This is a genomic window from Streptomyces sp. NRRL B-3229, assembly GCF_000719505.1.
Lineage (GTDB): Bacteria > Actinomycetota > Actinomycetes > Streptomycetales > Streptomycetaceae > Streptomyces > Streptomyces griseorubiginosus.
In genome coordinates, this window is the sequence record NZ_JOGP01000007.1 from 385,989 (window position 1) to 411,697 (window position 25,709).

Below are 25,709 nucleotides of genomic sequence, written 5' to 3' on the forward strand. Positions count from 1 at the left end.
CGCCACGGTGCCACGCACGAAGGCTGAACCACTGTACACAGTGCCCCTTTGTCCGAGCCACGAAGTTCGGGACTCAGGAACCATGCGTAACCATCCGCGCACCCGTTCGTTGATCGAGCTGACGTGCTGTTCCGAAGATCGGATCGTCGGGGAGGGATCATGGGGGAGCTGGAGGCCGAGCGCATCAAGCGTGAGGTTCTCGGCATCGGCGACCGCCGGAAGCACCACACGCGCAAGGCGAGTCCGCTGAAATCCCACGCCAAGGCGCCGGACGCGCATCACCGGCTGTACCGGTTCCGCTTCTATCCGACCGAGGAGCAGGCGCGGCAGCTGGAGCGGACGTTCGGGGCGTGTCGGTGGGTCTACAACGAGGGGCTGGCGCTGCGTTCGGGGGCGTGGGAGCGGCATCGTGTGAAGGTCGGCTTCGCCGAGTCGTGTCGGGCATTGACCGGGTGGAAGCGGAGGGAGGAGACGGCGTGGTTGAGGGAGGTGTCGTCGACGGTTCTTCAGCAGTCGTTGCGTCATCTGGACCAGGCGTACGTCCGTTTCTTCAAGGGTGAGGCCAGGTATCCAAGGCGGAAGAAGAAGGGTCGGTCGCGGGATTCGGCGACGTATGTGCGTACGGGGTTCAGGTGGGTGGAGGACCCGGGGCGGCCGGGGACAGGGCTGATCACGCTGGCCAAGCAGTCGGTGCCGTTGCATATCCGGTGGTCTCGGGCGTTGCCCGCCGGGGACGTTCCGGTGCGGTTGTCGGTGATGCGGGATCGGGCGGGCAGGTATTTCGTGTCCGTGTTGGTGGAGGAGCGCATAGCTGCGCTGCCCGCGGTGTTCGTGCCGGGGACGCGGGAGCCGAAGGCGGTCGGGGTGGATGTCGGACTGGCGTCGCTTGTGATCCTCGATGACGGAACGAAGTTCGATCATCCGCGGCTGTTGAAGCGGTATGCGGAGAAGTTGGCGCGGTTGCAACGGGAGCTGCACCGGAAGATGCGGGGGTCGAGGAATCGGCAGAGGGTGCGGGAGAAGATCGCGCGGCTCTATGCCCTGATCAGTGACGTACGCAGGGACATGTTGAACCGGCTCACCACCCGCCTCGTGCGCGAGAACCAAGTGCTCGTGGTGGAGGACCTGTCGGTCGGGACCTTGCTGCGTGCGGCCCGCGGCAAAGGGCGTGGGCGCAAGGCGAAGCTGAATCAGGCGATCATCGACGCCTCCTGGGGCGAGCTGCTTCGGCAATTGCGCTACAAGTGCGAGTGGTACGGCCGCACGCTGGTGGTCGTGGATCGTTTCTTCCCCTCGACACGGCGTTGCTCCGGCTGTCATGTCGTGGGGCCAAGGCTGGACGTCTCGGTTCGGCAGTGGACGTGTGCCGGGTGCGGCGCACTGCACGACCGTGACGTGAATGCCGCCGTGAACCTGAGGGACGAGGGTTTGCGTTTGCTGGCCGCTTAGGGCGCGGCTGGTGCAGTACGGACCGGCGGGCCGTCGGCCGAAACGCCTGTGGAGCCCATGTAAGACCGCTCAGGCACAGCTCACCAGGGCTGTGCCCGGCCGGCAGGGGGCGATGAAGCAGGAAGCCAAGAGGCAAGGTCAAAAGTGCGTGGCTCTGCCTCGCTCGAAAATTTCCGCGAAGTTCACAGTCCTCCAGGTACTGACATACGCGTGAACGCCGGGTACCGTCCTGAGCCAGTCCCTGTGTGGACTACACCACCACCTTCCTACAACGGATCGTCCGGCACGTTCCTGCCGGTAGAAGGGGGCCTCTGAGCCATGGCCACTGTTTCGTTCGACAAGGCGACCCGTATTTACCCGGGTTCCACGAAGCCCGCCGTCGACGGTCTCGACATCCACATCGAGGACGGCGAGTTCCTCGTCCTGGTCGGCCCGTCCGGCTGTGGCAAGTCCACCTCGCTCCGCATGCTGGCGGGGCTCGAGGACGTCAACGGCGGCGCCATCCGCATCGGCGACCGTGACGTCACGCACCTGCCGCCGAAGGACCGGGACATCGCCATGGTGTTCCAGAACTACGCCCTGTACCCGCACATGACGGTCGCCGACAACATGGGCTTCGCGCTCAAGATCGCCGGCGTCAACAAGGCGGAGATCCGGCAGAAGGTCGAGGAGGCCGCGAAGATCCTCGACCTCACCGAGTACCTGGACCGCAAGCCGAAGGCCCTCTCCGGCGGTCAGCGCCAGCGTGTCGCCATGGGTCGCGCCATCGTGCGTGAGCCCCAGGTCTTCCTCATGGACGAGCCGCTGTCCAACCTCGACGCCAAGCTCCGTGTGTCGACGCGTACGCAGATCGCCTCGCTCCAGCGCCGTCTCGGCATCACCACCGTCTACGTCACCCACGACCAGGTCGAGGCCATGACGATGGGCGACCGCGTGGCCGTGCTCAAGGACGGTCTGCTCCAGCAGGTCGACTCCCCGCGCAACATGTACGACCGCCCGGCGAACCTCTTCGTCGCCGGCTTCATCGGCTCCCCGGCGATGAACCTCGTCGAGGTCCCGATCACCGACGGCGGCGTGAAGTTCGGCAACAGCGTGGTGCCCGTCAACCGCGAGGCGCTCAAGGCCGCCTCCGACAAGGGTGACACCACGGTCACCGTCGGCGTCCGCCCCGAGCACTTCGACGTCGTCGAGCACAACGGCGCCGCCGCCTCCGCCCTCTCCAAGGACACCGAGGACGCCCCGGCCGGCCTCGCGGTCTCCGTGAACGTCGTCGAGGAGCTCGGCGCGGACGGCTACGTCTACGGTTCCGCCAAGGTCGACGGCGAGCTGAAGGACCTGGTCGTGCGGGTCAGCGGCCGCGCGGTGCCGGAGAAGGGCGCCACGCTGCACGTCGTGCCGCGTCCGGGCGAGACCCACGTGTTCTCGACGTCCACGGGCGAGCGCCTCTCCGACTGAGGACGAACCGCAGCAATTCACCCAGGTTGACGAAGAGGGCCCCGCAGAGCGTCTGCGGGGCCCTCTCCGCGCTCGACCGTCCTCGAACACTGTCGCCGAATACCCCGGCAGATCGGTCATTTCGAGCAGCGTGCGTCAACGCCTTACCCAAAAAGGGGCACCATCTCATCCCCCGAACCGGTGACTAAATGTCGCCAAATCATTACCGCACGCTACCCTCACACGCGTGAAGCACTCCACTTACCAACAGACGCGACGCGGCCGGGGCCCCGCCCGCCGTATCGGCCGCTCCCTCGCCCTTGTCCTGCCGGTCGTCCTGGTGCTCTCCGGGACCCTCGCGGTCACCCGAGTCAACTGGTCGGGGGATCCCTCGAGCTCCTCGGTGCTCACCGCGTCGGACGCGACGGTCTCGGACGGCAAGCCGCGCAGCGCCCCCCTCGCCCCGCAGGACGTCCTGCGCGAGCGGCTCCTGACCGAACTCCAGGAGAAGGACCCGGGCACCGCCCTCACCCACCTCCAGGAGGCCGTGAACGGGCGTCCGTCGCTCGCGAAGCACTGCGTCTCCATCGCGCGGGCCCTGGGCCGCGCCGCGGTCCGTGTGTACGGCCCCACGCGCGCGCAGTCGTACGCCCGTCCCGTCTGTGACACGTCGTTCGCGACGGGCGTGGCGGCGGCCCACAGCTGATCAAGACACAGCTGGTCCCGACACAGCTGATCCAGACAAAAAGGCACGCCACCCGAGGCCGGGATCGGGGCGCGTCGTACAGTTCCGGTCATGACCGATCCGAACGCCGCGTCCCGTCCGACCCAGGCCGTGATCCTGGCCGGCGGCCAGGGCTCCCGGCTGCGCCCCTACACCGACGACCGGCCCAAGCCGATGGTCGAGATCCCCGGCACGGGGACTCCGATCATCGGCCATCAGCTTGTCTGGCTCGCCGAGGAAGGCGTGACGGACGTGGTGGTCAGCTGCGGGCACCTCGCCGAGGTGCTCCAGGACTGGCTGAAGACGGCGAACCTGCCGGTGCGGGTCACCACCGTCATCGAGACCGAGCCGCTGGGCCGCGGTGGCGGTCTGAAGTACGCGGCCGCGCATCTGCCGCACCCCGACCAGTCCTGGTACGCGACGAACGGTGACATCTGGACCCGGTTCTCGCTGCGGGACATGGCCGACTTCCACACCGAGCGGGACGCGGTGGCCACGCTGGCGCTGGCGCGTCCGCGGATTCCGTGGGGGGCCGTGCAGACGGACGGGTTCGGGCACATCACGGACTTCATCGAGGCGCCGCCGTCGACGTTCGAGATCAACGCCGGTGTGTACGTGTTCTCGCCCGCGTTCGCCGCGCTGCTGCCGGAGCGGGGGGACCATGAGCGGACCACGTTCCCGACGCTGGCGCGTGAGCTGCGGCTTGCCGGGTTCCCGATTCCTCAGGGGGCGTACTGGCGGGCGATCGACACGGCGAAGGATCTGACCGAAGCCGCGAAGGAACTGGCGGCACTGGGTCGCTGACGGTCGTCTTCCGGGTGCGGGTCCGTCGTGGCTTGTCGCGCCCGCGCGGCGGAGCCGCACATCGATACAGCCCCGCGCCCCTAAAAGCGCCACAGCTCGCCGACGCCGAGAAGGTCCCGCACATCCTCTGTGCGGGACCTTCTCTCTGCGTGGGCCGTGTCTCTCAGCCGGTGGGGTCGCCCAGTACGTCTCCCACCGGCCCGCCTACCCCAACAGGCCGCCGACCAGGCCCGGCTGGCCGGAGGACGAGCCCCCGGTGCCGGAGCCGCCTGTCGAGCCGCCGGAGCTGCTGGTGCCGCCGGTGGGGCCTGAGGTGGTGCTGGGGGCCTGCTGGACCGGGGAGGACTGCTGAGGCGTGGTCCGTCCCGTCGTGCCCTGGGTCTGGCTGGGCGAACCGCCGGTGCCGGTGCCGGTGTCGCGGGTGGCGCCGGGCGTGGCCGAGGTGCCGGCGGACGGACTCCTGGTGGCGCCGTGGCTGGGCCGGGTGGAGGCCGACGGGCTCTTCTTGCGGGCCTTGGCGGAGTCCTGCGGGAGCGGGGAGCCCGGCAGTTCGTTGCGCGGGGCCTCTCCGGGGCCGGGCACGATGACGCGGTCGGCGTCCCGGACGGCACCGCCGAGCACCGAGCCGATGAGCAGCGTCAGGCCGGTGACGATCGCGGTGAGCAGGGCGCCGCGGCGCAGGACGTAGCGGCGCAGCTCCCAGATGTCGGAGCGGGGGCCGAGGCGCCGCCAGGCGCTGCCCGCGAGGCGGCCGTCGATGGAGTAGACGGGAGCGCCCGCGATGATCAGCGGGGACCAAGCGGCGAGGTAGATGATGTCGGGGGTGTCGTAGGCGGGGATGCTCTTCCAGCTGACGGTGACGAGGAGCGCGGCGGAGAGGCCGGCGCCGACGACCGCGGCGACCCGCTGCCAGCAGCCCAGGATCGTGAGGACGCCCACGATGACCTGGAGGAAGGCGATGACGAGGCCGGAGCCGACCGGGTGCTGGAGGGCGAACTGGCGCAGGGGTTCGGCGACTTCCCACGGGTGCAGGGTGTTGAGCCACTTGACCATGGAGCCGCGCTTGCCGCCGTCGAAGTAGACGGGGTCGCAGAGCTTGCCCATGCCGGCGTAGATGGAGATGAAGCCGAGGAAGATCCGGAGCGGGAGGAGGACCACGCCGAGGTTCATGCGGCGGCCCGGGTAGTAGGCGTGCCGCGCGGGTTCGTCGCCCCCTCGCTTGGAGCCGCGACCGGTGTCCTCGAAGTCCTCGTCCGAATAGGCGGGTTCGTCGTCGGCGCTGCCGACCGTCGGCATGTCCGGCAGGAGTCGGGTGCCGTGGGCGTCGTAGCTGCGCTGGGCCCCGACGACCGGGGTCTCCATGGTCTGGGCCAACTCGCCGTCGTAGTCGGCCTGGTAGCCGTGGTCGACGTCGATGCGGGGGATGACCTGGGTGGCGCCGGCGTCGGCGGCCGGAGGCTCGGCGTGGCCGACGCTGCCGCCCCGTACGGCCTGCAACAGGCGGTGGGCGCCGGTGTCGTCGGGGGCGGACCTGCCGCTCCACACGACGGGTCGGCGGCGCCCCGCGGCTCCGACGGCCGGCATGCGGGCGGTGTCGTCGGCGGCGATCAAGTGCCGTGCGATCCGCGGGGATTGGGCGCGTCTCGTCGACGCGCCCAACTGCACGCGGAAGCTCGCATGATTGACGATGATCTGCGCCGGATCGCTCGGCACCTTCACCATGCTCAGCGCGGGAGCGTCGTCGAATCCCGACGGGCCGTCCCCCGTGGGTGTGCGGGGTGTTCTGGTGTCCACACTCATCTAACCGAGTGACGTGTGGTTAGGACACTGCTTTGACCGGGCGGATCTGTCCGGACCCCGTCAAGCTTGCCCCGTACGCCGGGAATGCCGCGTGTGGGTGACAGGCCCGAACGCCCGTTCACCCACCCCGGCCCCTGCCGTCAGGCGCGTCGCCGGGCCGCCTCGTACAGCACGATCCCCGCCGCGACACCGGCGTTGAGGGACTCGGCGCCGCCCGGCATCGGGATCCGCACCCGGAAGTCGCAGGTCTCACCGACCAGTCGGGACAGGCCCTTGCCCTCGCTGCCCACGACGATGACGACGGGGCCGTCCAGGGCCGGGAGTTCACCGACCTCGTGCTCGCCGTCGGCGGCGAGGCCCACGACCGCGATGCCCGCCTTCTTGTACGCCTCCAGGGCGCGGGTCAGGTTGGTGGCCCGGGCGACCGGGGTGCGGGCGGCCGTACCGGCGGACGTCTTCCAGGCACCGGCGGTCATACCGGCCGCGCGCCGCTCCGGTACGACGACGCCGTGGCCGCCGAACGCGGACACCGAGCGGACGACGGCACCGAGGTTGCGCGGGTCGGTCACCCCGTCGAGGGCCACGATCAGCGGGTCCTCGCCGTCGTCGTAGGCGGCCGCGGCGAGGTCCTCGGGGTGCGCGTACTCGTACGGCGGGACCTGCAAAACCAGGCCCTGGTGGTTGAGGCCGTTGGTCATGCGGTCGAGTTCGGGACGCGGGGCCTCCATGAGGTGGACGCCGCCGCGGTCGGCGACTAGCTGGAGCGCCTCGCGCACCCGCTCGTCGTTGTCGATGAACTGCTGGACGTAGAGCGTCACCGCGGGCACGCCCTCGCGCAGTGCCTCGACGACCGGGTTACGGCCGACGACCATCTCCGAGGTGCCCTTGCCGCCGCGGCCGCGTGCTGCGGGACGGCGCGCGGTCTGCCTCGCCTGCGCATTGGCGATTCGGTTCTTCTTGTGGCCCTTGCGCATCTCGGCGGGCGGGGTCGGCCCCTTGCCCTCCAGGCCCTTGCGCCGCTGGCCGCCACTGCCGACCTGCGCGCCCTTCTTGCCGGACATGCGGCGGTTGTTGGCTGCCATGACCTACCTGTTCCACGTGGGTGTCCACGCCGTGGGAATCGACGTGCGTACATGCAGTGTGCCGCCCGGATGGCCGGGCGGCACAATCGATCAAGGAAAACAAGGAGAAGGGGACCGGCGACTACCGGGGTCCCAGCGTCCAGCGCGGTCCCTGCGGACTGTCCTCGATGGTCAGTCCCGCCTGGCCGAGCTGGTCGCGGATGGCGTCCGCGGTGCCCCAGTCCTTGCGGGCGCGGGCGGCCTCGCGCTGGTCGAGGACCAGGCGGACCAGGCTGTCGACCACGCCGTGCAGGTCCTCGCCGCGGTCGGTCTCGCCGGCCCACTGCGCGTCGAGCGGGTCGAGACCGAGGACGCCGAGCATGGCGCGCACCTCGGCGAGGCGGGCGACCGCTGCTTCCTTGTCGTCGGCCGCGAGCGCGCTGTTGCCCTGCCGGACGGTGGTGTGCACGACGGCGAGGGCCTGCGGCACGCTGAAGTCGTCGTCCATGGCCTCGGCGAAGGCGGGCGGCACCTCGGCGGAGGGCTCGACGGCACCGGCCTTCTCCACGACCCGCTGCACGAACCCCTCGATCCGCGCGAACGCGGACTCGGCCTCGCGCAGGGCGTCCTGGCTGTACTCGATCATCGAGCGGTAGTGCGGGGTGCCGAGGTAGTAGCGCAGCACGATGGGGCGCCACTGCTTGACCATCTCGCTCACCAGCACGCTGTTGCCGAGCGACTTGGACATCTTCTCGCCGCTCATGGTGACCCAGGCGTTGTGCACCCAGTACCGGGCGAACTCGTCGCCGTAGGCCTTGGCCTGGGCGATCTCGTTCTCGTGGTGCGGGAAGATCAGGTCCAAGCCGCCGCCGTGGATGTCGAAGGCGGAGCCCAGGTACTTGTGCGCCATCGCCGAGCACTCCAGGTGCCAGCCGGGGCGGCCGCGGCCCCACGGGGTCTCCCAGTCGGGCTCGCCGGGCTTGGTCGCCTTCCACATGGCGAAGTCGCGGGGGTCGCGCTTGCCGGAGACGCCCTCGTCGGGCTGGCGCAAGTCGTCGATGTCCTGGTTGGACAGCGCCAGGTAGCCCGGGTAGGAGCGCACGTCGAAGTAGACGCTGCCGTCGGCCTCGTACGCGTGGCCGCGCTCGATGAGGCCGCGCATCATCTCGACCATCTCGGTGACATGGCCGGTGGCCCGCGGCTCGTACGTCGGCGGGAGGCAGCCGAGCGCTGCGTAACCGTCGTTGAACGCGCGCTCGTTGTCGTAGCCGATGGACCACCACGGGCGGTTCTGGTCGGCCGCCTTGGCGATGATCTTGTCGTCGATGTCCGTGACGTTGCGGATGAAGGTGACGTCGTAGCCGCGGTACTCGAACCAGCGGCGCATGATGTCGAAGTTCAGGCCGGAGCGGATGTGGCCGATGTGCGGGGCGGCCTGCACGGTGGCGCCACAGAGGTAGATCGAGACACAGCCCGGCGTGAGCGGGGCGAAGTCACGGATCTGCCGGGCGCTGGTGTCGTACAGGCGAATGGTCACGGGTCCAGGGTAGTGGGCGATGTCCGGTGCCTTCGACGGGTTGTGGATAACGGTCAGCTCGCGGTCCTGACCACGAGCGCGGTGGCCACCGCCATCAGGCCCTCGTCCCGGCCGGGGAAGCCGAGTCCGTCCGTGGTCGCCCCGGACACCGAGACCGGCGCCCCGGCCGCCTCCGACAGCAGCTTCTGCGCCTCGTCCCGGCGCTTTCCGATCTTCGGACGCGGTCCTACGACCTGTACGGCGATGTTGCCGATGCGGAAGCCGGCCTCGCGCACGATCCGGGCCGCCTCCGTCAACAGGGTGACGCCGGATGCACCCGACCATTCGGGGCGTCCGGTGCCGAAGTGCTGACCGAGGTCGCCGAGCCCGGCGGCGGAGAAGAGCGCGTTGCAGGCGGCGTGGGCGACGACGTCCGCGTCGGAGTGGCCGGCCAGGCCGGGGCCCTGGCCCTCCCACTTCAGGCCCGCGCACCACAGCTCGCGGCCCTCCTCGAAGGCGTGGATGTCGGTGCCGATGCCCACCTGGGGCAGGGGGAAGGGCTGCTCAGAAGCCATCGTTGAGCCTCCTGCGGGCCAGGACCGCCTCGGCGAGGACCAGGTCCAGGGGTCGGGTCACCTTGAAGGCCTCCTCGTGGCCGGGCACGACCACGACGGTGAGGCCCAGCTGCTCGACCATGCTCGCGTCGTCGGTGACGTCCTCGGTGACGGTCTCGTGGGCGCGGATCAGGGTGGCCCGGTCGAAGCCCTGCGGGGTCTGCACGGCCCGCAGGCGCGCGCGGACCGGGGTGGCCACCACCGGCTCCGGCTCGCCGGGGGCCGGCTCGACCTCCTTGACGGTGTCCGCGAGGGGCAGCGCCGGGACGACGGCGGGTGCACCGTCCCGTACGGCCTCGATGACCGCGTCGACGGTGTCGACCGGGACGAGCGGGCGGGCCGCGTCATGGACCAGGACGATGTCGAAGTCGTCCGGCAGGGCGTCCAGGCCGAGCCGCACCGACTCCTGGCGGGACTCACCGCCGGGGACGACGACGAAGTCGGTGCGCTCGGGCATCGCGTGCGCGTCCAGGAGCGACTTGACCTCGCCGGCGCCGTCGGGCGGGGCGACCACGACGACCAGGGAGACGGCGCGGGAGGCGGCCATGGCGCGGATCGCGTGGATCAGCATGGGGGTGCCGTTGAGCGCGCGAAGCGCTTTGGGGGCGCCCGGACCAAGGCGTACGCCTCTTCCGGCGGCCGGAATCACCACCGCGGTACGGGCTTCCGCACGTGCCTGCGCGGGCGAAGGGCGCGAAACGTCAGACATCGGTTCCTGTCAGGTTTGTGTGCTCGGCCAACGTGGGTACGGAGACAGCGTGCCGGGCGCGACGCCTTGACCGGACCCTTCCGTGACACCGGTCGAGCCTGCTGCCCGGGCCCGGCACGCCAAGTATCGGGGGATCTTCTCTCCGAAATGAACACGCGTACGGCGCCGGAGGCGTCGCCCGTCGACGGAAACGCCGTGATCCGGCATCACGTGATCCGGCAGGACGGCTCCATCCGGAGACGGACATGCCGCAGCGCCCGGCGACAGCTTTCGCGTCATCGGGCACCGCGGCATTTCAGTGCGGTACTTCTGGGAAGTACTGCGGTACTTCTTCGAAGTACTCATTGGTGTGCTGAGCTGAGCCGGCCAGGGGCCTGCACAGGGACGCTCAGGACGCGAGAACCTCGTCGAGCAGCGCCTCGGCCTTGTCCTCGTTCGTGTTCTCCGCGAGGGCGAGCTCGCTCACCAGGATCTGCCGAGCCTTGGCGAGCATGCGCTTCTCACCTGCGGAGAGTCCGCGCTCGCGCTCACGACGCCACAGGTCACGCACGACTTCCGCGACCTTGATGACATCGCCGGAGGCGAGCTTCTCCAGGTTTGCCTTGTAACGACGGGACCAGTTAGTGGGCTCCTCGGCGTACGGTGCGCGCAGCACCTCGAAGACCCGGTCCAGCCCGTCCTGACCGACCACATCACGCACGCCGACGAACTCCGCATTGTCCGCTGGCACACGTACCGTCAGGTCACCCTGGGCGACCTTCAGCACCAAGTAGGTCTTGTCCACGCCTTTGATCTGGCGAGTTTCGATGGCCTCGATCAGCGCGGCCCCGTGATGGGGATAGACCACGGTGTCGCCAACCTTGAACGTCATGTGACAGGTACCCCTTCCGTGGCTATCCAGGGTAACACGGAAACCGCGGGTTCTGAATGGCGTTTTCGCAGGTCAGGGCATATCTCGGGGCTTGACAACAGCAACAGGAACGTGCTGTGGAGGCCGAGCGGAAGTAGGTATTCGCAGGTGGGAGCGGCTCTCCGGGGGAGGTGAAACGCGTACGTTACACACATCCGGAGCCGCCTCCGAGCGGCCTAACGTCCACAAATGTCCGGTTCCATGTGTGCGACTTCCGCTACTCCGTTCGGTGGCAGGAGTGACTTCGGTGTCGATTCCGAAATTGATCACACGCGCCCCACGGATCACACGGTGATCAATTCCGGGGGCGGTCTCCCTTTCCTTCACGGAAGTTTTGCCGCGGGGCGCCGAAGCCTCTTATGTGAATGCCGGACGAGCGCCCGACTGCGGGGTACAAGTGACTCACGGGTCACTTGTGAAGCGAGTGACACGCCTCTTGGGGAGGGTCGGGTGCGGCGGCACGGGGACGGCTCGGTAACCTAAGCCCGCTGACAGACACTTAGCGCGGCTTTACGGGCCGCCCCGCTCAAGTCAAGGAGTTGCCGCCGCCGTGAGCAGCAGCCTTCGACGCGGCGCCCTCGCCGCCGCCTCCCTCGCGTTCTCGATCGTCACGCTCTCCGCGTGCGCGGCCGGCACCGACGCCCAGACGCTGGAGGTCAAGCCCGACAACGCGGAGACCAGCGTCGGCGCCATCAAGCTCCAGAACATCGTGGTCATCACCCAGGCCACCACCCAGGCCTCCGGCGAGACCAAGGGCCCGGCCGCCGTCTCCGGGACCGTCTTCAACACCGGTGCCACGGCCCAGACGCTGGACTCCGTGACCATCGCGGGCGGCGGCAGCGCCGAGCTCAAGCCCGCCAAGGGCAACGGCAAGGTGACCGTCCCGGCCCACGGCTCGGTCGTCCTCGGCGGCAAGGGCAACGCCTCCGCGGCGGTGGCCGACCTCGGCGAGAGCGTCAAGGACGGCAACGCCCAGAAGGTCACCTTCACCTTCAGCACCACCGGTGACGTCAGCCTGAAGGCCTTCGTGGTCCCGGCCGACAGCTACTACGCCAAGTGGGGCCCGAGCGCGGCGCCGTCCGCCCCGGCGACCCCCACGAAGCCGAAGCCCTCCGGCTCCGCGACCCCGAGCGGCGCGGCCACCCCGAGCGGCCCCGCCACCCCGACCAACGCGGCCTCCGCGAGCGCGAGCGCGGGCTGAGCGGCCGTACGGGATCGCCGTACAGGGTCGCTGTACGCGATCGCTGTACGGGAGTCGCCGTACGGGAGTCGCCGAACGGGAGTCGCCGAACGGGAGTCGCCGTACGACACGAAGGGCGGGATCTCCGAGGAGGTCCCGCCCTTCGGCGTGTGCGAGCTGCGCTCGGTCTACGGCTCGAACTTGTATCCGAGGCCACGGACCGTCACCAGGTACCGCGGCGCGCCCGGGTCGGGCTCGATCTTGGCGCGGAGGCGCTTGACGTGGACGTCGAGGGTCTTGGTGTCGCCCACGTAGTCGGCGCCCCAGACGCGGTCGATGAGCTGCATGCGGGTCAGGACGCGGCCCGCGTTGCGCAGCAGCATCTCCAGCAGGTCGAACTCCTTGAGGGGCAGGTCGACCTTGGAGCCGGAGACCGTGACCACGTGGCGGTCCACGTCCATGCGGACCGGACCGGCCTCCAGCGCGGCCGGGGTGACCTCCTCGGGCTCCCCGCGGCGGCGCAGGACGGCGCGGATACGGGCGACCAGCTCGCGCGAGGAGAACGGCTTGGTGACATAGTCGTCGGCTCCTATCTCCAGGCCGACGACCTTGTCGATCTCGCTGTCCTTGGCGGTCACCATGATGACGGGGACGTTGGAGCGGCCGCGCAGCTGGCGGCAGACCTCCGTGCCGGGCAGGCCCGGCAGCATCAGGTCGAGGAGGACGAGGTCGGCGCCGTTGCGCTCGAACTCGTCGAGTCCGTCGGGTCCCGTGGTCGCGATGGCGACCTCGAAGCCCTCCTTGCGAAGCATGTACGACAGGGCGTCGGAGAAGGACTCCTCGTCCTCGACGACGAGCACTCGGGTCACGGAAGGACCTCCGGGGCGGGAAGCGGGTCGTAAGAAGCCGACTCGGTGGTGGAAAGCCCGTCCTCGTCGTCGAGGTCGGGGTGCTGGAGCGCGCGGTCGCGGGCCGCGCCCGCCTCCGGCAGCCTGAGGGTGAACGTGGAGCCCTGGCCCTCCGAGCTCCACACCGTGACCTCCCCGCCGTGCGAGGCGGCCACGTGCTTGACGATCGCGAGACCGAGGCCGGTGCCGCCGGTCTGGCGGGAGCGGGCCGGGTCGACGCGGTAGAAGCGCTCGAAGATGCGCTCCTTGTCCTTGTCGGAGATGCCGATGCCCTGGTCGGTGACGGCGACCTCGATGTGGTCGCCGCCCGGCGCGGACACCCTGCGGGCCGCTATGCCGACGCGGGTGCGGGCGGGCGAGTAGTTGACGGCGTTCTCGACGAGGTTGCCGAGGGCGGCGGCGAGCTGGCCGCGGTTGCCCCAGACCCGCAGCTCGGCCGCGCCGGCGGCGGCCATGGTGATCTGCTTGGTGCCGGCCTGGTGCCGGCAGCGGTCGATGGCCTCGGCGACCAGTTCGTCCACGCGGACCGGCTCGGCGTCCTCCAGCGGGTCGTCGTTCTGCACCCGGGAGAGGTCGATGAGTTCCTGGACCAGGCTGGTCAGCCGGGTGGCCTCGATCTGCATACGGCCGGCGAACCGCTCCACGGCCTCCGGGTCCTCGGAGGCGTCCATGACGGCCTCGGAGAGGAGGGAGAGCGCGCCGACCGGGGTCTTGAGCTCATGGCTGACGTTCGCGACGAAGTCCCGCCGCACCGCTTCGATCCGCCGGGCCTCGGTGAGGTCCTCGACGAGGAGCAGCACCAGCCGGGAGCCGAGGGGCGCGACCCGCGCGGAGACGGCCAGTGCCTCGCCGCGTCCGGTGCCCCGCCTGGGCAGGTCCAGCTCGACCTGGCGTATCTCCCCGTCCCGCCGGGTGTCCCGGGCCATCTGGAGCATCGGCTCCACGGACAGCTTGCCGCCGCGGACCAGCCCGAGGGCGTACGCGGCGGAGCTGGCCTTGACGACGGCGTCGGCCTCGTCGAGGACGACGGCCGAGGACCTGAGCACCGAGAGCACGGTGTCCACGCCCGGCGGAAGCACGGGGTCGGTGTGCAGGGAGGTGCGGGTGGGGCGCTTCTGCTCCCGCTCGCTCCAGCGGAACGCCAGCATGGCGATGACACCGGTGAGCACACCGGCGATCGCTGCCGCTGCGGCGACCGCCGCGTTCACGTCCATGCCTCCAGGTTAGGCATGGGATCCGTCCTGGCCACAGCCGTCCGAGTGGGACCTCGAACACTCGTCGCCCAGAGTTCACCTTGGAGCCAGTGGTGGTTCATTTGGGAGGGCGGAAACGGACGCGTACGGGGCCGAACGTGGGAGCGTGGGGTACGCAGCACCCGGTTTCGCGGCCGGTAGCACCGGTTTTCGCGGCTGGTAACACCGGTTTCGCGGCCGGTGGCGCCGGTTTTCGCAGCCGGTGGCGCCGGTTTCGCGGCCGGTCTTGGCCCCTGGCACCCACAGGAACGACGTACGAGAGGGAACCGACAATGCGGGACGCGTACCACGAGGAACTTGATTCGATCGGCGACGGTCTGGTGGAGATGGCCCGCCTGGTCGGCTCGGCGATCGGACGCGCCACGACGGCCATCCTCGACTCCGACCTGAAGCTCGCCGAGAGCGTGATCGAGGCCGACCAGAAGGTGGACGACCTCCAGCACGACCTGGAGGCCCGGGCGATAGCACTGCTCGCCCGCCAGCAGCCGGTGGCGACGGACCTGCGGATCGTCGTGACCTCCCTGCGGATGTCCGCCGACCTGGAGCGCTCCGGCGACCTCGCCCAGCACGTGGCGAAACTGGCCCGGCTGCGCTTCCCCGAGAAGGCGATCCCCCACGACCTGCACGCCACCATCCTGGAGATGGGCCAGCTCGCCCAGCGCCTGATGGCCAAGGCGGCGGAGGTCATCATCACCAAGGACGTCGACCTGGCGCTCCAGCTGGAGCAGGACGACGACGAGATGGACCTGCTGCACCGCACGCTCTTCCAGCACCTGCTGGACGACAAGTGGAAGCACGGCATCGAGACGGCGGTGGACGTCACGCTGCTGGGCCGCTACTACGAGCGGTTCGCGGACCACGCGGTGTCGGTGGCCAAGCGTGTGGTGTACCTGGTGACGGGCGAGCACGCGGACGACCTTCAGGCGGACGTCCAGCCGGTGACGGGGGTGGAGGGGGCGTGACCCCTCCGGGGGGGCGCGCCGGTGGGGTGAGGACTGCCGAGGAGTCCGGAGAAGTCCTGCGGAGTCCCGTGGAGTCCCGTGGAGTCCTGTCAGGGCGTGCGCGAGCCTCTGTGCGCCGTTGATGCGCCCAGGGAAGCGGGCATGCACTGGGTACAGGGCCTGATCCGACCGTCGGGACGTACTGGCCCTCGCCTCGAGGAGGGACTCATGGCCGAAGCCCCCAGCACCCCCCAGTCCGACCCCACCCAGGAACGCCCGACCGAGCAGCCCGCCGTGATCAGGACCCTGTCGGTCATCGGCGCGTGCGGCTGCGGGTCGGGATGCGGGTGCGGGTGCCAGTCGGGCAATCCGTGTCAGTGCGGCTGAGATTTCCGGTACGGCATTTCTTGCACGGCATTTCTTGTACGGCGGTGAGGGGCCCCGGGGTGATCCCGGGGCCCCTCGTCGTGTCCGGGCTGGGCGGGCGCCGGTGCTCGGGTCGCCCGGTCGGGTGAGGAGGCGCAGCATGGATGAGGACGGTGACGGGGCGGGCGACTTTACGGCTCGGGGATGACGCCGCCGGTGTGCGGCGGGCGAGGAGGTGGAGGCCATGGCTCGTTACATGGACGTACACCGAGGAATGCACGGCATCACGGCGGAGCAGCTGATGGAGGCCCATCAGGCCGACCTGGCGATAGAAGGAGAAGAGGGCGTGCACTTCGAGCGCGCCTGGGCCGACCCGGAGTCCGGCACCGTGTACTGCCTCTCGGAGGCACCTTCTCCGGAAGCGGTCCAACGCATCCACGAACGGACCGGCCACAAGGCGGACGAGGTCCATCCGGTGCCGTTGTCGGTGTGACGGTGGGGTGCGGGCGGGTCGCCGGTTGACGGTTGGCGTGGCCGGCGGGGCCTTTGGTCTGACCGGCGCGAACGCGATCACCGCTGGGGGCGGCGCTCATGGAAGACCAGTTGCCCGGCCGTCAGGGCAACTGGTCGTGCCCGACCATCCATCCGCCACCACCGCAAGCGCTCTCCGGCCACCGACCGTCGCCCCACCCCCGAGCAGCGCTTCAACGGCCCGTTCGTTCCCACTGACGTCCCCCTGGTGCGGACACGAAAGTCAGCTCCGCCGGCCCCGCTCACCGGGAGGCGGCCCCGTGTGGGAGTCACTGGCGTCCTGCCCACTGTCGCAGCTCCCTCATGGCACGGGCCTTGTGGAGGCGAGTTGTCGAGAGTTCGCTCGCGTTCGTCATGAACGCCGTGATGGGGGTCCATCGCTCGCCCCCTTTGCGAGTCGTCCATCTGACGGCGGGGAAGTCCGTGATCTCTGTGACGTCCTCCCGCGCAATCACGCGTGTGCGCAGGTAGCCGCGGATCGAGAGTCTCCCGCGCTCACATGTCACGCCGAGCCGGTATCCCCTCACAGAGAGGGCCGCGAACCCCATCACAGCGACACAGGCCGCGGTCCTCGAGAAGCCCGAGCTGGCTTGCGCTGCGTAGGCAACAGCAGCGGCCGCCGGAACAACTCCGAGGCTGCTGTTCGCAAGACGGTTCGACATCGATGGCGATAGCTCCACGACACTCCTCGTCCGTGCTGGACTTGGCTGCCCCTTGCTCTGCGGGAAGTCATTGCGGTCGGGCGGGCTGGCCGGCGGGCCGTTGCCGGCGGGCCGCAGCCACGGTGTTTGCTGTGCTTCGTGGGCTTTCCCACGGCTTGCGGCCCAGACAGGGCCCCAGCACGGCAACAAGGCCCCTGCCCGGCGGAGAAACCGCAGCCAGGGGCCTTGATCGCTTCGGTTACTTCTTCTTGCCCTGGTTCTTGACCGCCTCGATCGCCGCCGCGGCCGCCTCCGGGTCGAGGTACTTGCCGCCCGGGGTCACCGGCTTGAAGGAGGCGTCGAGTTCGTAGGAGAGGGGGATGCCCGTCGGGATGTTGAGGCCCGCGATGTCGGCGTCCGAGATGCCGTCCAGGTGCTTGACCAGGGCGCGGAGGCTGTTGCCGTGGGCCGCGACCAGGACCGTGCGGCCGGCCAGGAGGTCCGGGACGATGCCGTCGTACCAGTACGGAAGCATGCGGACGACGACGTCCTTCAGGCACTCCGTGCGGGGCCGCAGCTCCGGCGGGATGGAGGCGTAACGGGGGTCCTCGGACTGGGAGAACTCCGTGCCGTCCTCGAGGGGCGGCGGGGGCGTGTCGTAGGAACGGCGCCACAGCATGAACTGCTCCTCGCCGAACTCCGCGAGGGTCTGCGCCTTGTCCTTGCCCTGGAGGGCGCCGTAGTGGCGCTCGTTCAGGCGCCACGAGCGGTGGACCGGGATCCAGTGGCGGTCCGCGGACTCCAGCGCCAGCTGGGCGGTGCGGATCGCGCGCTTCTGGAGGGACGTGTGGACCACGTCGGGCAGGAGGTCGGCGTCCTTCAGGAGCTCGCCGCCGCGGACTGCCTCCTTCTCGCCCTTCTCGTTGAGGTTGACGTCCACCCAGCCGGTGAACAGGTTCTTCGCGTTCCACTCGCTCTCGCCGTGGCGGAGGAGGATCAGCTTGTACGGTGCGTCGGCCATGCGTATGAGCGTAATCCACGCCTTCGGTCGGGGCGGCGCCCGTTCGGCAGGCGGACGGTCGCAGGATCGGTCGGCGGGATCGGTTGACGGGATCTGTTAATTGAGTGGCCCCCGGCCACCCCGGTTTCGTAAGTTGTGCTCGCCATCTGAGCCACTTACACACCTGGGGGACCGTCCATGCCGCTCGCCACCTTGAGACGCGCCACCCGCGAGACCGTCTCCGGGCTCCCCCGTGAGTTCTGGTGGCTGTGGACCAGCACCCTCGTCAACCGGCTCGGCGCCTTCGTCGCCACCTTCATGGCGCTCTACCTCACCCTGGACCGCGGCTACTCCGCCTCCTACGCCGGTCTCGTCGCCTCCCTGCACGGGCTCGGCGGTGTCGTGTCGTCGCTCGGGGCGGGGGTCATGACCGACCGGCTGGGCCGGCGGCCCACCCTGCTCGTGGCCCAGGCGTCGACCGCCGCCTCCGTCGCGCTGCTCGGCTTCATGCACCACCCTGTCGCCATCGCCGCCGTCGCCTTCCTGGTCGGCATGGCCTCCAACGCGTCCCGGCCGGCCGTGCAGGCGATGATGGCCGACATCGTGCGGCCCGAGGACCGGGTGCGGGCCTTCTCGCTCAACTACTGGGCCATCAACCTCGGCTTCGCCGTCTCCTCGATGGGCGCCGGGTTCATCGCCGAGTTCAGCTATCTCGCCGGCTTCCTCGTCGAGGCCGGGATGACCGCCGTCTGCGCGGTCGTCGTCTTCCTCAAGCTGCCCGAGTCACGGCCCGTCGCCCAGCACGCCGGGAAGGTCTCCGACGACGTCCGCCTCGCCGCCGTCCTGCGCGACGGACGCTTCATGAGTGTCGTCGGACTGTCCTTCCTGGTCGCCGTGATCTTCCAGCAGGGCTCCATCGGCCTGCCGGTCGCGATGGGCGCCGCCGGGTTCACCCCGGCCGACTACGGCCTGGCCATCGCTCTCAACGGGGTCCTGATCGTCGCCCTCCAGATCCCCGTGACCCGGTTCATCCAGCACCGGGACCCGAAGCGGCTGCTCGTCGTCTCGTCCCTCCTCGCGGGGTACGGCTTCGGGCTCACCGCCTTCGCCGGGTCCGTCGGTCTCTTCGCCCTCACCGTGTGCGTGTGGACGCTCGGCGAGATGATCAACGCGCCCACCCAGACCGGGCTCGTCGTCCGCCTCTCCCCCGCCCACGGCCGCGGTCGCTACCAGGGCATGTACACCCTGTCCTGGTCCCTCGCGGCCCTCGTCGCGCCCCTGATGTCCGGATTCGTCATCGACCGTTACGGCGCCGCCTGGCTGTGGGGGCTCTGCGCGGTCGTCGGGACGGTCGCCGCGGTGGGGTACGCGGCCCTGATGCGGCACCTGCCCGGGGAGACGGCCGCCGAGATCGCCGTACCCGAGAAGCCGGCCGCCGCCGAAGCCGCCCCGGCCTGAGCCCGCAGGAGAGCAAGCCCCTCGTCACGGATGCATCCGCGCACCCTTGAGCACCTTGTCCACGGCGTTGCGCGGCCCGTACACGGCAAGCCCCACCAGGTCCAGGTCCGCAGTCGCGACCGCCCGGACCGCCGCGCGGTTGTCCCGGTCGTTGCCCGTCGCGAACAGGTCGCTCGTGAAGAGAGCGCGCGGCAGCGAGCGGGACAGCACGCGCGCGTGGGCCGCCGTCAGTGTCTCCTTGGTGCCCTCGAAGACCAGGACCGGCTGCCGGAACATCGGCAGATAGGGCACCCCGTCGGCGTCCTCGTACGGTTCGCCGAGCACCTCGGGCGCCTGCGCGGAAAGGCCGCTGACCAGGAAGGCGGTGACATTCAGGCGCTGCCAGGTCTCCAGGTCCTCGCGCAGCAGGACGGCGATCTTGGTGTCGAAGCGGAGGGGTTCAGTACTCATGCGCCCAGACTCCCGGCCGCCGTACGGCACCGTCTTGTACGTTCTTTGCATGGCGCCGAGAACCCCGCCCCCGCAGGAGGTCACCGCGTGGCGCCCGACCGTCCCGGGCGTCACCGAGGTCTTCCACGCGCACTTCACCGAGTACGCCTACCCCATGCATGTGCACGAGGCGTGGACGCTGCTCATCGTGGACGACGGCGCCGTACGGTACGACCTCGACCGGCACGAGCACGGCACGCCGGACGACACCGTGTCCCTGCTGCCCCCGCACGTCCCGCACAACGGCTCGCCCGCCACCCCCGGCGGCTTCCGCAAGCGGGTCCTCTACCTCGACGGCACCCATCTCGGCGACGAGCTCATCGGGCCCGCCGTCGACGGCCCCGATCTGCGGGACCCCGTACTGCGGCTACGGGTCGGGCAGTTGCACACGGCGCTGACCAGGCCCGGTGAGGAGTTCGAGGCCGAGAGCCGGCTGACCCTCATCGGCGACCGGCTCCGGGCTCTCCTGCGGCCCCAGTCGTACGGCGAACCCGCGCGCCGTGACCCCGTCCTGGCCCGCCGGCTGCGCGAACTCCTCGACGAGCGGGTCGTGGAGGGGCTCTCCCTGGAAGCGGCCGCGGCGACCGTCCAGGCCCATCCGGCGCATCTCGTAAGGGCGTTCAGCAGCGCGTACGGCATCGCTCCGCACCAGTACCTGACCTCGCGCCGCGTCGACCGGGCCCGGCGGCTGCTGCTCGCCGGGAGCGGGCCCGCCGAGGTCGCCGCGCTCACCGGGTTCCACGACCAGGCCCATCTCACCCGGCACTTCAAGCGGTTGGTGGGGGTCACTCCGGGGCGGTACCGGGTGAGCGCGAGGACATCGACGGAAGGCGCCCGTCCGGTGATCGTCGGCGATTAGCGTCGCCGGCATGGATGACAGAGAGAACACGGGTGACGGACAGAACACGCGTAACGGACATAGCACGGGCGAGGCACAGAAGTCCTTACCGTTCAGGCGTCTCTCGGTCGCCGTCGCGGGCGCGGCGTTCCTGGCCGCCGTGAGCGTGGGCGGTGCCCTCGCGGCGAGTTCGGACGACGGGCCCAGCGCCGAGCCCAGTGCGTCGGCTGGCTATCCGGGCGACGAGAGCGGGACCGACGGCGGCACGGTCGGCGGCAGTGGCGGGACCGACGGCAGTGGCGGGATCACCGGCGGGACTGACCCCAGCCCCACCTCCACCTCCCCCGACGACCCCACGGAGGAGCCCACCCCGGAACCTTCCGGGGAACCGTCCGAACAGCCCTCCACACCGGGCGACTTGGCGGAGCTCAACCGCCGTATCGCCGAACTCGACCGGAAGGTCGATCAGTTGCCCACCAAGAAGGAACTCGCCGACGCGCTGCGGGCCTTCGCCGACCAGCTGGACAAGCAGTCCGCTCCCACGCCCACGCCCGAGGACCCCGGTCCCACCAGCCCGCCCCGGCCGTCCGGCACGCTCCCGCCCCACTAGGCGAGCCCGCCCCGGGGTCAGTCCTCCGTACGCCGGGTCAGATGCGCGAACGCGTCCAGGTTGCGGGTCGACTCGCCCCGGGCCACCCGCCACTCGTACTCCTTGCGGATCGCGGTGGCGAAACCCAGCTCCAGCAGGGTGTTGAAGCTCCCGTCGGCCGCCTCCAGGACCTGGCCCAGGAGGCGGTCGACCTCGTCGGCGGTGACCGCGGCGAGGGGGAGCTTGCCCGCGACGTAGATGTCACCGAGCCGGTCTACGGCGTAACTCACGCCGTACAGCTTGAGGTTGCGCTCCAGGAGCCAGCGGTGGACGCCGGGTTCGTTCTCGTCGGGGTGGCGGATGACGAAGGCGTTCACGGAGAGGGAGTGGCGGCCGACCAGGAGCGAGACGGTCGTCTTCAGCTTGCGGGTGCCGGGGAGCTGCACGACGTAGTTGCCGGGCGCGGGGCTCTCCCACTCGACCTCGGCGTCCTTGAGAACGCCCTCGATGACCTGCGCCGCCTTCTCTGCCTCAGCCATGCAGCGAGCGTACGTGACGCCGGTACGACTGCGCGGCGGCCACGTACACGTCCGCCGTCGCCGCGGCCGCGGTGTCCCAGCCGAAGGACTGCGCGTGCCGGGCCGCCGCCTCGCCCATGCGGGGCGACAGCGTCGGGTCGTCGGCGAAATCGCGCAGCACGCGCGCGTAGGCGGCCGGATCGTGTCCTCGTACGAGGAAGCCGGTGCGTCCGTCGGCCACGGCCACCGGCAGCCCGCCGACCGCCGCCGCGAGCACCGGGGTGCCGGCCGCCTGGGCCTCTATGGCGACCAGCCCGAACGACTCGCTGTAGGACGGCATGACCAGCACGGACGCGGCCCGGAACCAGTCGGCGAGCTGCTCCTGGCCAACGGGCGGGTGGAACCGTACGACATCCGCGATGCCCAGCCGGGAGGCCAGTTTCTGGAGGCCTTCCGGCTTGGCGAGGCCGCTGCCGCTGAGGCCGCCGACGACCGGGACGAGGATGCGGGAGCGCAGGTCGGGGCGCTGGTCGAGGAGCACCGCCACGGCGCGCAGCAGGACGTCGGGGGCCTTCAGGGGCTGGATGCGGCCCGCGAAGAGGGGGATGAGCGCGTCCTGGGGCAGGCCTAGGCGGGCGCGGGCCGCCGCTCGGCCGTCCGCCGGGCGGAAGCGGTCGAGGTTCACGCCGGGGTGGACGACGGCGACCTTGACGAGGTCGGCCGCGTAGTGGTGGACGAGTTCCTCGCGCTCCTCGGCGGTGTTCGCGATGAGGCGGTCGGCGGCGGAGACGATCTGGGTCTCGCCGATGACCCGGGCGGCGGGCTCGGGGGTGTCGCCGTCGGCCAGGTTGGCGTTCTTGACCTTGGCCATGGTGTGCATGGCGTGCACGAGCGGGGTGCCCCAGCGCTGGGCGGCGAGCCAGCCGACGTGGCCGGAGAGCCAGTAGTGCGAGTGGACCAGGTCGTAGTGGCCCGGGCGGTGGCCGGCCCACGCCTGCATGACGCCGTGGGTGAAGGCGCACAGCTGGGCGGGGAGGTCCTCCTTGTTGAGGCCCTCGTAGGGGCCGGCGTCGATGTGGCGGACGAGGACGCCGGGGGCCATCTCGACGGTCGGGGGGAGGCCGCCCGTGGTCGCGCGCGTGAAGATCTCGACCTCGATGTTGATCGCGGCGAGGCGCTGGGCGAGCTCGACGATGTAGACGTTCATGCCGCCCGCGTCTCCGGTGCCGGGCTGGTGGAGCGGTGAGGTGTGCACGGAGAGCATGGCGACGCGGCGGGGGCGACGGTGCGGCAGCCACAGCCGCGAGGTCGTGGCGGGAGAGCGACGCTGGAGCCTGCTGATGTACTGGCTCACGTGGCGTTCCTCCTTGCTGCGGGCATGCCGGTCGGAGGGTGCGGGGCGCCCTCCACGGGGAGGAACACCGGAGGGAGGCGTTCCCATTCCTGGTGGGGCGGTTTTTGCCGAGGTATTACCAGGGGTCGCTCAACCGTTCGAGAGCGCAGCGCGTTGTGAAGGTCGGTGGGCGGGGGCCCACCCCGGGACCCACCCCCGGGACCCACCCCCGCGACCGCACGCACGGCAGCCCACGCCATGGCCGCCGCATACCCTCGTAGGCATGACCTCCCGTGCCACCTCCCGCCCTGTGGGCACGGTCACGCGCGGGACGACCAACCCCAACCGGCTGCGCCGCATGGACCGCTGGATCGCGGCGACCCACGGCGCCGAACTGCGCCGCGCCGCCGATCCGGTCGCGGTCGACCTCGGGTACGGGGCCGCGCCCTGGACGGCCGTCGAACTGCTCACCCGGCTCCGCGCGGCGGCTCCCCGCACCCGCGTGGTCGGCGTCGAGATCGAACCGGCGCGGGTGGCGGCGGCCCGGCCCTACGAGCGGGACGGACTCGTCTTCCGGCATGGCGGCTTCGAGATCCCGGTCCGCGAACGGCCCCTGCTGATCCGGGCCGCGAACGTCCTGCGCCAGTACGACGAGGCCGAGGTGGCCGCCGTCTGGGAGCGGCTGTGCGCGCGGCTCGCGCAGGCCTCCGACGGCTCCCGGGGCGGACTGCTCGTCGAGGGGACCTGCGACGAGATCGGACGTCGGCACGTATGGGTCGCACTCGGCCCCGAGGGGCCCAGGACGGTCACCTTCGCGACCCGGCTGGGGTCCCTCGACCGACCGTCCGACCTCGCCGAACGGCTGCCGAAGGCGCTCATCCACCGCAACGTCCCGGGCGAACCGGTGCACGCCTTTCTTCACGACTTCGACCGCGCGTGGGCAGCGGCGGCCCCCTACGCGTCGTACGGCGCCCGCCAGCGCTGGATCCGAACGGCCCGCCGCCTCACCACCGACTGGCCGATCACGGACGGCCCTTCCCGCTGGCGCCAGGGAGAAGTGACGGTGGCTTGGGGGGCGTTGGCTCCTCAGGGCTGAGCCGGGGGCGAACCGAGCGTGAGTTGGGCGCGTTCTGGCGCGGTTGGGGTGGGAATGCCGGGAGTTCCAGGCCCTCGGCGTCCCCCGGGAACGATCTCCATGAGTCGTTCGTCACAAACTCCGGGAGATCGTCTTCGCGGGGCGAGGAGCGGGGGAGGGACCGACAGACGCGAGGCGCGAAGGCGCGCGCAGGGGTACGCCGGGCAGGCAGGCCCCTGTCGTTTTCGGCTGTGACGTGGCACGATCCCCCGAGCGCCGTAAGTTACTGACGGTAAATCAGTTGTGGGGGCACAGGTATGGGGACGGGCAAGCGCGGTCTGATCGCTACGGCCGTGACCGTGATCGGCGCGGTCGCCGTACTCGCGGCACCGGCCCCCGCGTTCGCCGCCCCGAGTCCGACCCCCACCCCTTCCCCCACGGCCTCGCCGACCCCCGGCACCCCCGTCACCAACAAGGACCTCGAGGCCGTACGCGAACGCCTCGACGCGCTCTACCACGACGCCGCCGTCGCCACCGACGCCTACAACGCCGCCGAGGAGAAGGCCCGGCAGCAGTCGGCCCAGATCGTCGCGCTGGCCAAGAAGATCGTGCAGGGCCAGGAGAAGCTCAGGCGGCTCAAGGCCCGCGCGGGCGCCGCGGCCGCCGCCCAGTACCGCACCAACGGCCTCCCGGACGAGGCCAAGTTGATACTGAGCGACAACCCGCAGCAGTTCCTGGACGCCACCGGCCGCGTCCTCCAGGGCCAGCGCGCCACCAAGGCCCTCATCGCCGAACTCGCTCAAACCCAGCAGGACTTGAAGCAGTACGCCGACGACGCCTCCGCCCAGTGGACCAAGCTGGAGGCGGGCCGCAAGGCGAAGGCGGCGGCCAAGAAGAAGGTCGAGCAGCAGATCGCGGCGGCCGAGCAGCTCGAATCCCAGCTGGAGGAGCGGGAGAAGGAGCGCCTCGCCGAACTGGAGGAGCAGGCGGCCCACCAGGCCCAGAGCGCCTGGCTGGACTCCGGGATCCTGGACGAGATCGACGGCAAGGCCAGCGAGGCCGGCAAGATCGCCGTCCGGTACGCGACGGCCCAGATCGGCAAACCGTACGAATGGGGCGCCGAGGGCCCGCACTCGTACGACTGCTCCGGACTGACCTCACAGGCCTGGGCGAGCGCGGGCAAGCCCATCCCGCGCACCTCGCAGGAGCAGTGGAAGCAGCTCAAGCACGTGGACATCAAGGACATGCGGCCCGGCGACCTGATCATCTACTTCGACGACGCCAGCCACGTGGCGATGTACCTCGGTGAGGGCGCGATCGTGCACGCCCCGCGCCCGGGACGCACGGTGACCCTCGCGGGCGCCGGCTCGATGCCCATCCTCGGAGTGGTACGACCGGACGCGTGAGCGTCGCCCAGGGCGGCGTGAGACCCAGGTCATGTGACGCGCCGCACCCCTGACGGCTCCGCAAACCTGCCGGGAACGTGACGTTCGTCATCCCGACGACACCTGTCACCTGTCCAACTGCGGTACGGAACGCGGCATATGACAGTGGCGACCGGCCAAGCC

The 25,709-nt window shown here is 70.4% G+C and carries 24 protein-coding genes; 12 read left to right on the forward strand and 12 right to left on the reverse strand.

Annotated features, from left to right (window positions below):
• Nucleotides 1-159 precede the first annotated feature (159 nt).
• The 4 genes from IF54_RS0113665 (at nt 160) to IF54_RS0113680 (ending at nt 4,411) form a co-directional block, all read left to right on the forward strand.
• Complete coding sequence (locus tag IF54_RS0113665) at nt 160-1,449, forward strand: RNA-guided endonuclease InsQ/TnpB family protein (protein WP_030318063.1); 1,290 nt, start codon at nt 160-162, stop codon at nt 1,447-1,449.
• 318 nt (nt 1,450-1,767) lie between these two features.
• Nucleotides 1,768-2,904: an ABC transporter ATP-binding protein gene (locus tag IF54_RS0113670; RefSeq protein WP_020140121.1), complete on the forward strand. Its 1,137-nt coding sequence runs from the start codon at nt 1,768-1,770 to the stop codon at nt 2,902-2,904.
• Nucleotides 2,905-3,130: 226 nt separating this feature from the next.
• Complete coding sequence (locus IF54_RS0113675) at nt 3,131-3,589, forward strand: hypothetical protein (RefSeq protein ID WP_020140122.1); 459 nt, start codon at nt 3,131-3,133, stop codon at nt 3,587-3,589.
• Between the two features lie 90 nt (nt 3,590-3,679).
• Nucleotides 3,680-4,411, forward strand: coding sequence for a nucleotidyltransferase family protein (locus tag IF54_RS0113680; protein WP_030318066.1), 732 nt, complete (start codon nt 3,680-3,682; stop codon nt 4,409-4,411).
• A 204-nt stretch (nt 4,412-4,615) separates the two neighbouring features.
• On the opposite strand, the gene IF54_RS0113685 is transcribed toward IF54_RS0113680, so the two are convergent.
• The 6 genes from IF54_RS0113685 to IF54_RS0113710 form a co-directional block, all read right to left on the reverse strand.
• A complete protein-coding gene (locus IF54_RS0113685) occupies nt 4,616-6,211 on the reverse strand; it encodes a DoxX family protein (protein WP_078851964.1) in 1,596 nt (531 codons plus the stop codon).
• Nucleotides 6,212-6,351: 140 nt separating this feature from the next.
• Nucleotides 6,352-7,293 (reverse strand): 23S rRNA (guanosine(2251)-2'-O)-methyltransferase RlmB, encoded by a 942-nt coding sequence (gene rlmB / locus IF54_RS0113690; protein WP_020140125.1) that lies wholly within the window; start codon nt 7,291-7,293, stop codon nt 6,352-6,354.
• Nucleotides 7,294-7,414: 121 nt separating this feature from the next.
• Complete coding sequence (gene cysS / locus IF54_RS0113695) at nt 7,415-8,809, reverse strand: cysteine--tRNA ligase (protein WP_030318070.1); 1,395 nt, start codon at nt 8,807-8,809, stop codon at nt 7,415-7,417.
• Between the two features lie 53 nt (nt 8,810-8,862).
• On the reverse strand, nt 8,863-9,363 hold the full coding sequence (ispF, locus tag IF54_RS0113700) for a 2-C-methyl-D-erythritol 2,4-cyclodiphosphate synthase (protein ID WP_030318073.1): 501 nt from the start codon (nt 9,361-9,363) through the stop codon (nt 8,863-8,865).
• Nucleotides 9,353-10,111: a 2-C-methyl-D-erythritol 4-phosphate cytidylyltransferase gene (gene ispD / locus IF54_RS0113705; RefSeq protein WP_030318074.1), complete on the reverse strand. Its 759-nt coding sequence runs from the start codon at nt 10,109-10,111 to the stop codon at nt 9,353-9,355. Before ispD ends, ispF begins: the two co-directional genes overlap by 11 nt.
• 388 nt (nt 10,112-10,499) lie before the next feature.
• A complete protein-coding gene (locus IF54_RS0113710) occupies nt 10,500-10,982 on the reverse strand; it encodes a CarD family transcriptional regulator (protein WP_003953493.1) in 483 nt (160 codons plus the stop codon).
• 589 nt (nt 10,983-11,571) lie between these two features.
• Here IF54_RS0113710 and IF54_RS0113715 point away from each other — a divergent pair.
• Nucleotides 11,572-12,222 (forward strand): copper chaperone PCu(A)C, encoded by a 651-nt coding sequence (locus IF54_RS0113715; RefSeq protein WP_030318075.1) that lies wholly within the window; start codon nt 11,572-11,574, stop codon nt 12,220-12,222.
• A 167-nt stretch (nt 12,223-12,389) separates the two neighbouring features.
• Here IF54_RS0113715 and IF54_RS0113720 read toward each other — a convergent pair whose 3' ends face one another.
• Both IF54_RS0113720 and IF54_RS0113725 read right to left on the reverse strand, forming a co-directional pair.
• Nucleotides 12,390-13,070 carry a response regulator transcription factor gene (locus IF54_RS0113720; RefSeq protein ID WP_009340348.1) on the reverse strand — a complete coding sequence of 227 codons (681 nt, stop codon included), beginning with the start codon at nt 13,068-13,070 and terminating at the stop codon, nt 12,390-12,392.
• The gene (locus IF54_RS0113725) at nt 13,067-14,323 is read right to left on the reverse strand and encodes a sensor histidine kinase (protein WP_030318077.1); all 1,257 of its coding nucleotides are present in this window, start codon (nt 14,321-14,323) and stop codon (nt 13,067-13,069) included. Before IF54_RS0113725 ends, IF54_RS0113720 begins: the two co-directional genes overlap by 4 nt.
• Before the next feature lie 311 nt (nt 14,324-14,634).
• Here IF54_RS0113725 and phoU point away from each other — a divergent pair, with 311 nt between their 5' ends.
• Both phoU and IF54_RS0113735 read left to right on the forward strand, forming a co-directional pair.
• The gene (gene phoU / locus IF54_RS0113730) at nt 14,635-15,324 is read left to right on the forward strand and encodes a phosphate signaling complex protein PhoU (RefSeq protein WP_020140132.1); all 690 of its coding nucleotides are present in this window, start codon (nt 14,635-14,637) and stop codon (nt 15,322-15,324) included.
• Between the two features lie 589 nt (nt 15,325-15,913).
• On the forward strand, nt 15,914-16,162 hold the full coding sequence (locus tag IF54_RS0113735) for an SCO4226 family nickel-binding protein (RefSeq protein WP_028810048.1): 249 nt from the start codon (nt 15,914-15,916) through the stop codon (nt 16,160-16,162).
• A 938-nt stretch (nt 16,163-17,100) separates the two neighbouring features.
• Here the strand turns inward: IF54_RS0113735 and IF54_RS0113745 are convergent.
• On the reverse strand, nt 17,101-17,862 hold the full coding sequence (locus IF54_RS0113745; protein WP_020140154.1) for a phosphoglyceromutase: 762 nt from the start codon (nt 17,860-17,862) through the stop codon (nt 17,101-17,103).
• 177 nt (nt 17,863-18,039) lie between these two features.
• Between IF54_RS0113745 and IF54_RS0113750 the strand changes: the two genes are divergently transcribed.
• A complete protein-coding gene (locus IF54_RS0113750; protein ID WP_030318081.1) occupies nt 18,040-19,299 on the forward strand; it encodes an MDR family MFS transporter in 1,260 nt (419 codons plus the stop codon).
• A gap of 24 nt (nt 19,300-19,323) precedes the next feature.
• Here the strand turns inward: IF54_RS0113750 and IF54_RS0113755 are convergent, their stop codons facing one another.
• Complete coding sequence (locus tag IF54_RS0113755) at nt 19,324-19,749, reverse strand: DUF2000 domain-containing protein (protein WP_030318083.1); 426 nt, start codon at nt 19,747-19,749, stop codon at nt 19,324-19,326.
• A gap of 49 nt (nt 19,750-19,798) precedes the next feature.
• Between IF54_RS0113755 and IF54_RS0113760 the strand changes: the two genes are divergently transcribed.
• Together IF54_RS0113760 and IF54_RS0113765 are read left to right on the forward strand one after the other, a co-directional pair.
• Entirely contained in the window at nt 19,799-20,647 is an 849-nt protein-coding gene (locus IF54_RS0113760; RefSeq protein WP_037819938.1) for a helix-turn-helix transcriptional regulator, read from the forward strand.
• A 10-nt stretch (nt 20,648-20,657) separates the two neighbouring features.
• The gene (locus tag IF54_RS0113765; protein ID WP_199821206.1) at nt 20,658-21,236 is read left to right on the forward strand and encodes a hypothetical protein; all 579 of its coding nucleotides are present in this window, start codon (nt 20,658-20,660) and stop codon (nt 21,234-21,236) included.
• 17 nt (nt 21,237-21,253) lie between these two features.
• On the opposite strand, the gene IF54_RS0113770 is transcribed toward IF54_RS0113765, so the two are convergent.
• Both IF54_RS0113770 and mshA read right to left on the reverse strand, forming a co-directional pair.
• Entirely contained in the window at nt 21,254-21,754 is a 501-nt protein-coding gene (locus tag IF54_RS0113770) for a YbjN domain-containing protein (RefSeq protein ID WP_030318092.1), read from the reverse strand.
• Nucleotides 21,747-23,087, reverse strand: a complete 1,341-nt coding sequence (gene mshA, locus IF54_RS0113775) for a D-inositol-3-phosphate glycosyltransferase (protein ID WP_030318094.1) — start codon at nt 23,085-23,087, stop codon at nt 21,747-21,749. The genes IF54_RS0113770 and mshA overlap by 8 nt, the downstream gene beginning before the upstream one ends.
• 262 nt (nt 23,088-23,349) lie before the next feature.
• Between mshA and IF54_RS0113780 the strand changes: the two genes are divergently transcribed.
• Complete coding sequence (locus IF54_RS0113780) at nt 23,350-24,162, forward strand: hypothetical protein (RefSeq protein ID WP_051735429.1); 813 nt, start codon at nt 23,350-23,352, stop codon at nt 24,160-24,162.
• 296 nt (nt 24,163-24,458) lie between these two features.
• Nucleotides 24,459-25,547 (forward strand): C40 family peptidase, encoded by a 1,089-nt coding sequence (locus tag IF54_RS0113785; RefSeq protein WP_030318098.1) that lies wholly within the window; start codon nt 24,459-24,461, stop codon nt 25,545-25,547.
• Nucleotides 25,548-25,709 lie beyond the last annotated feature (162 nt).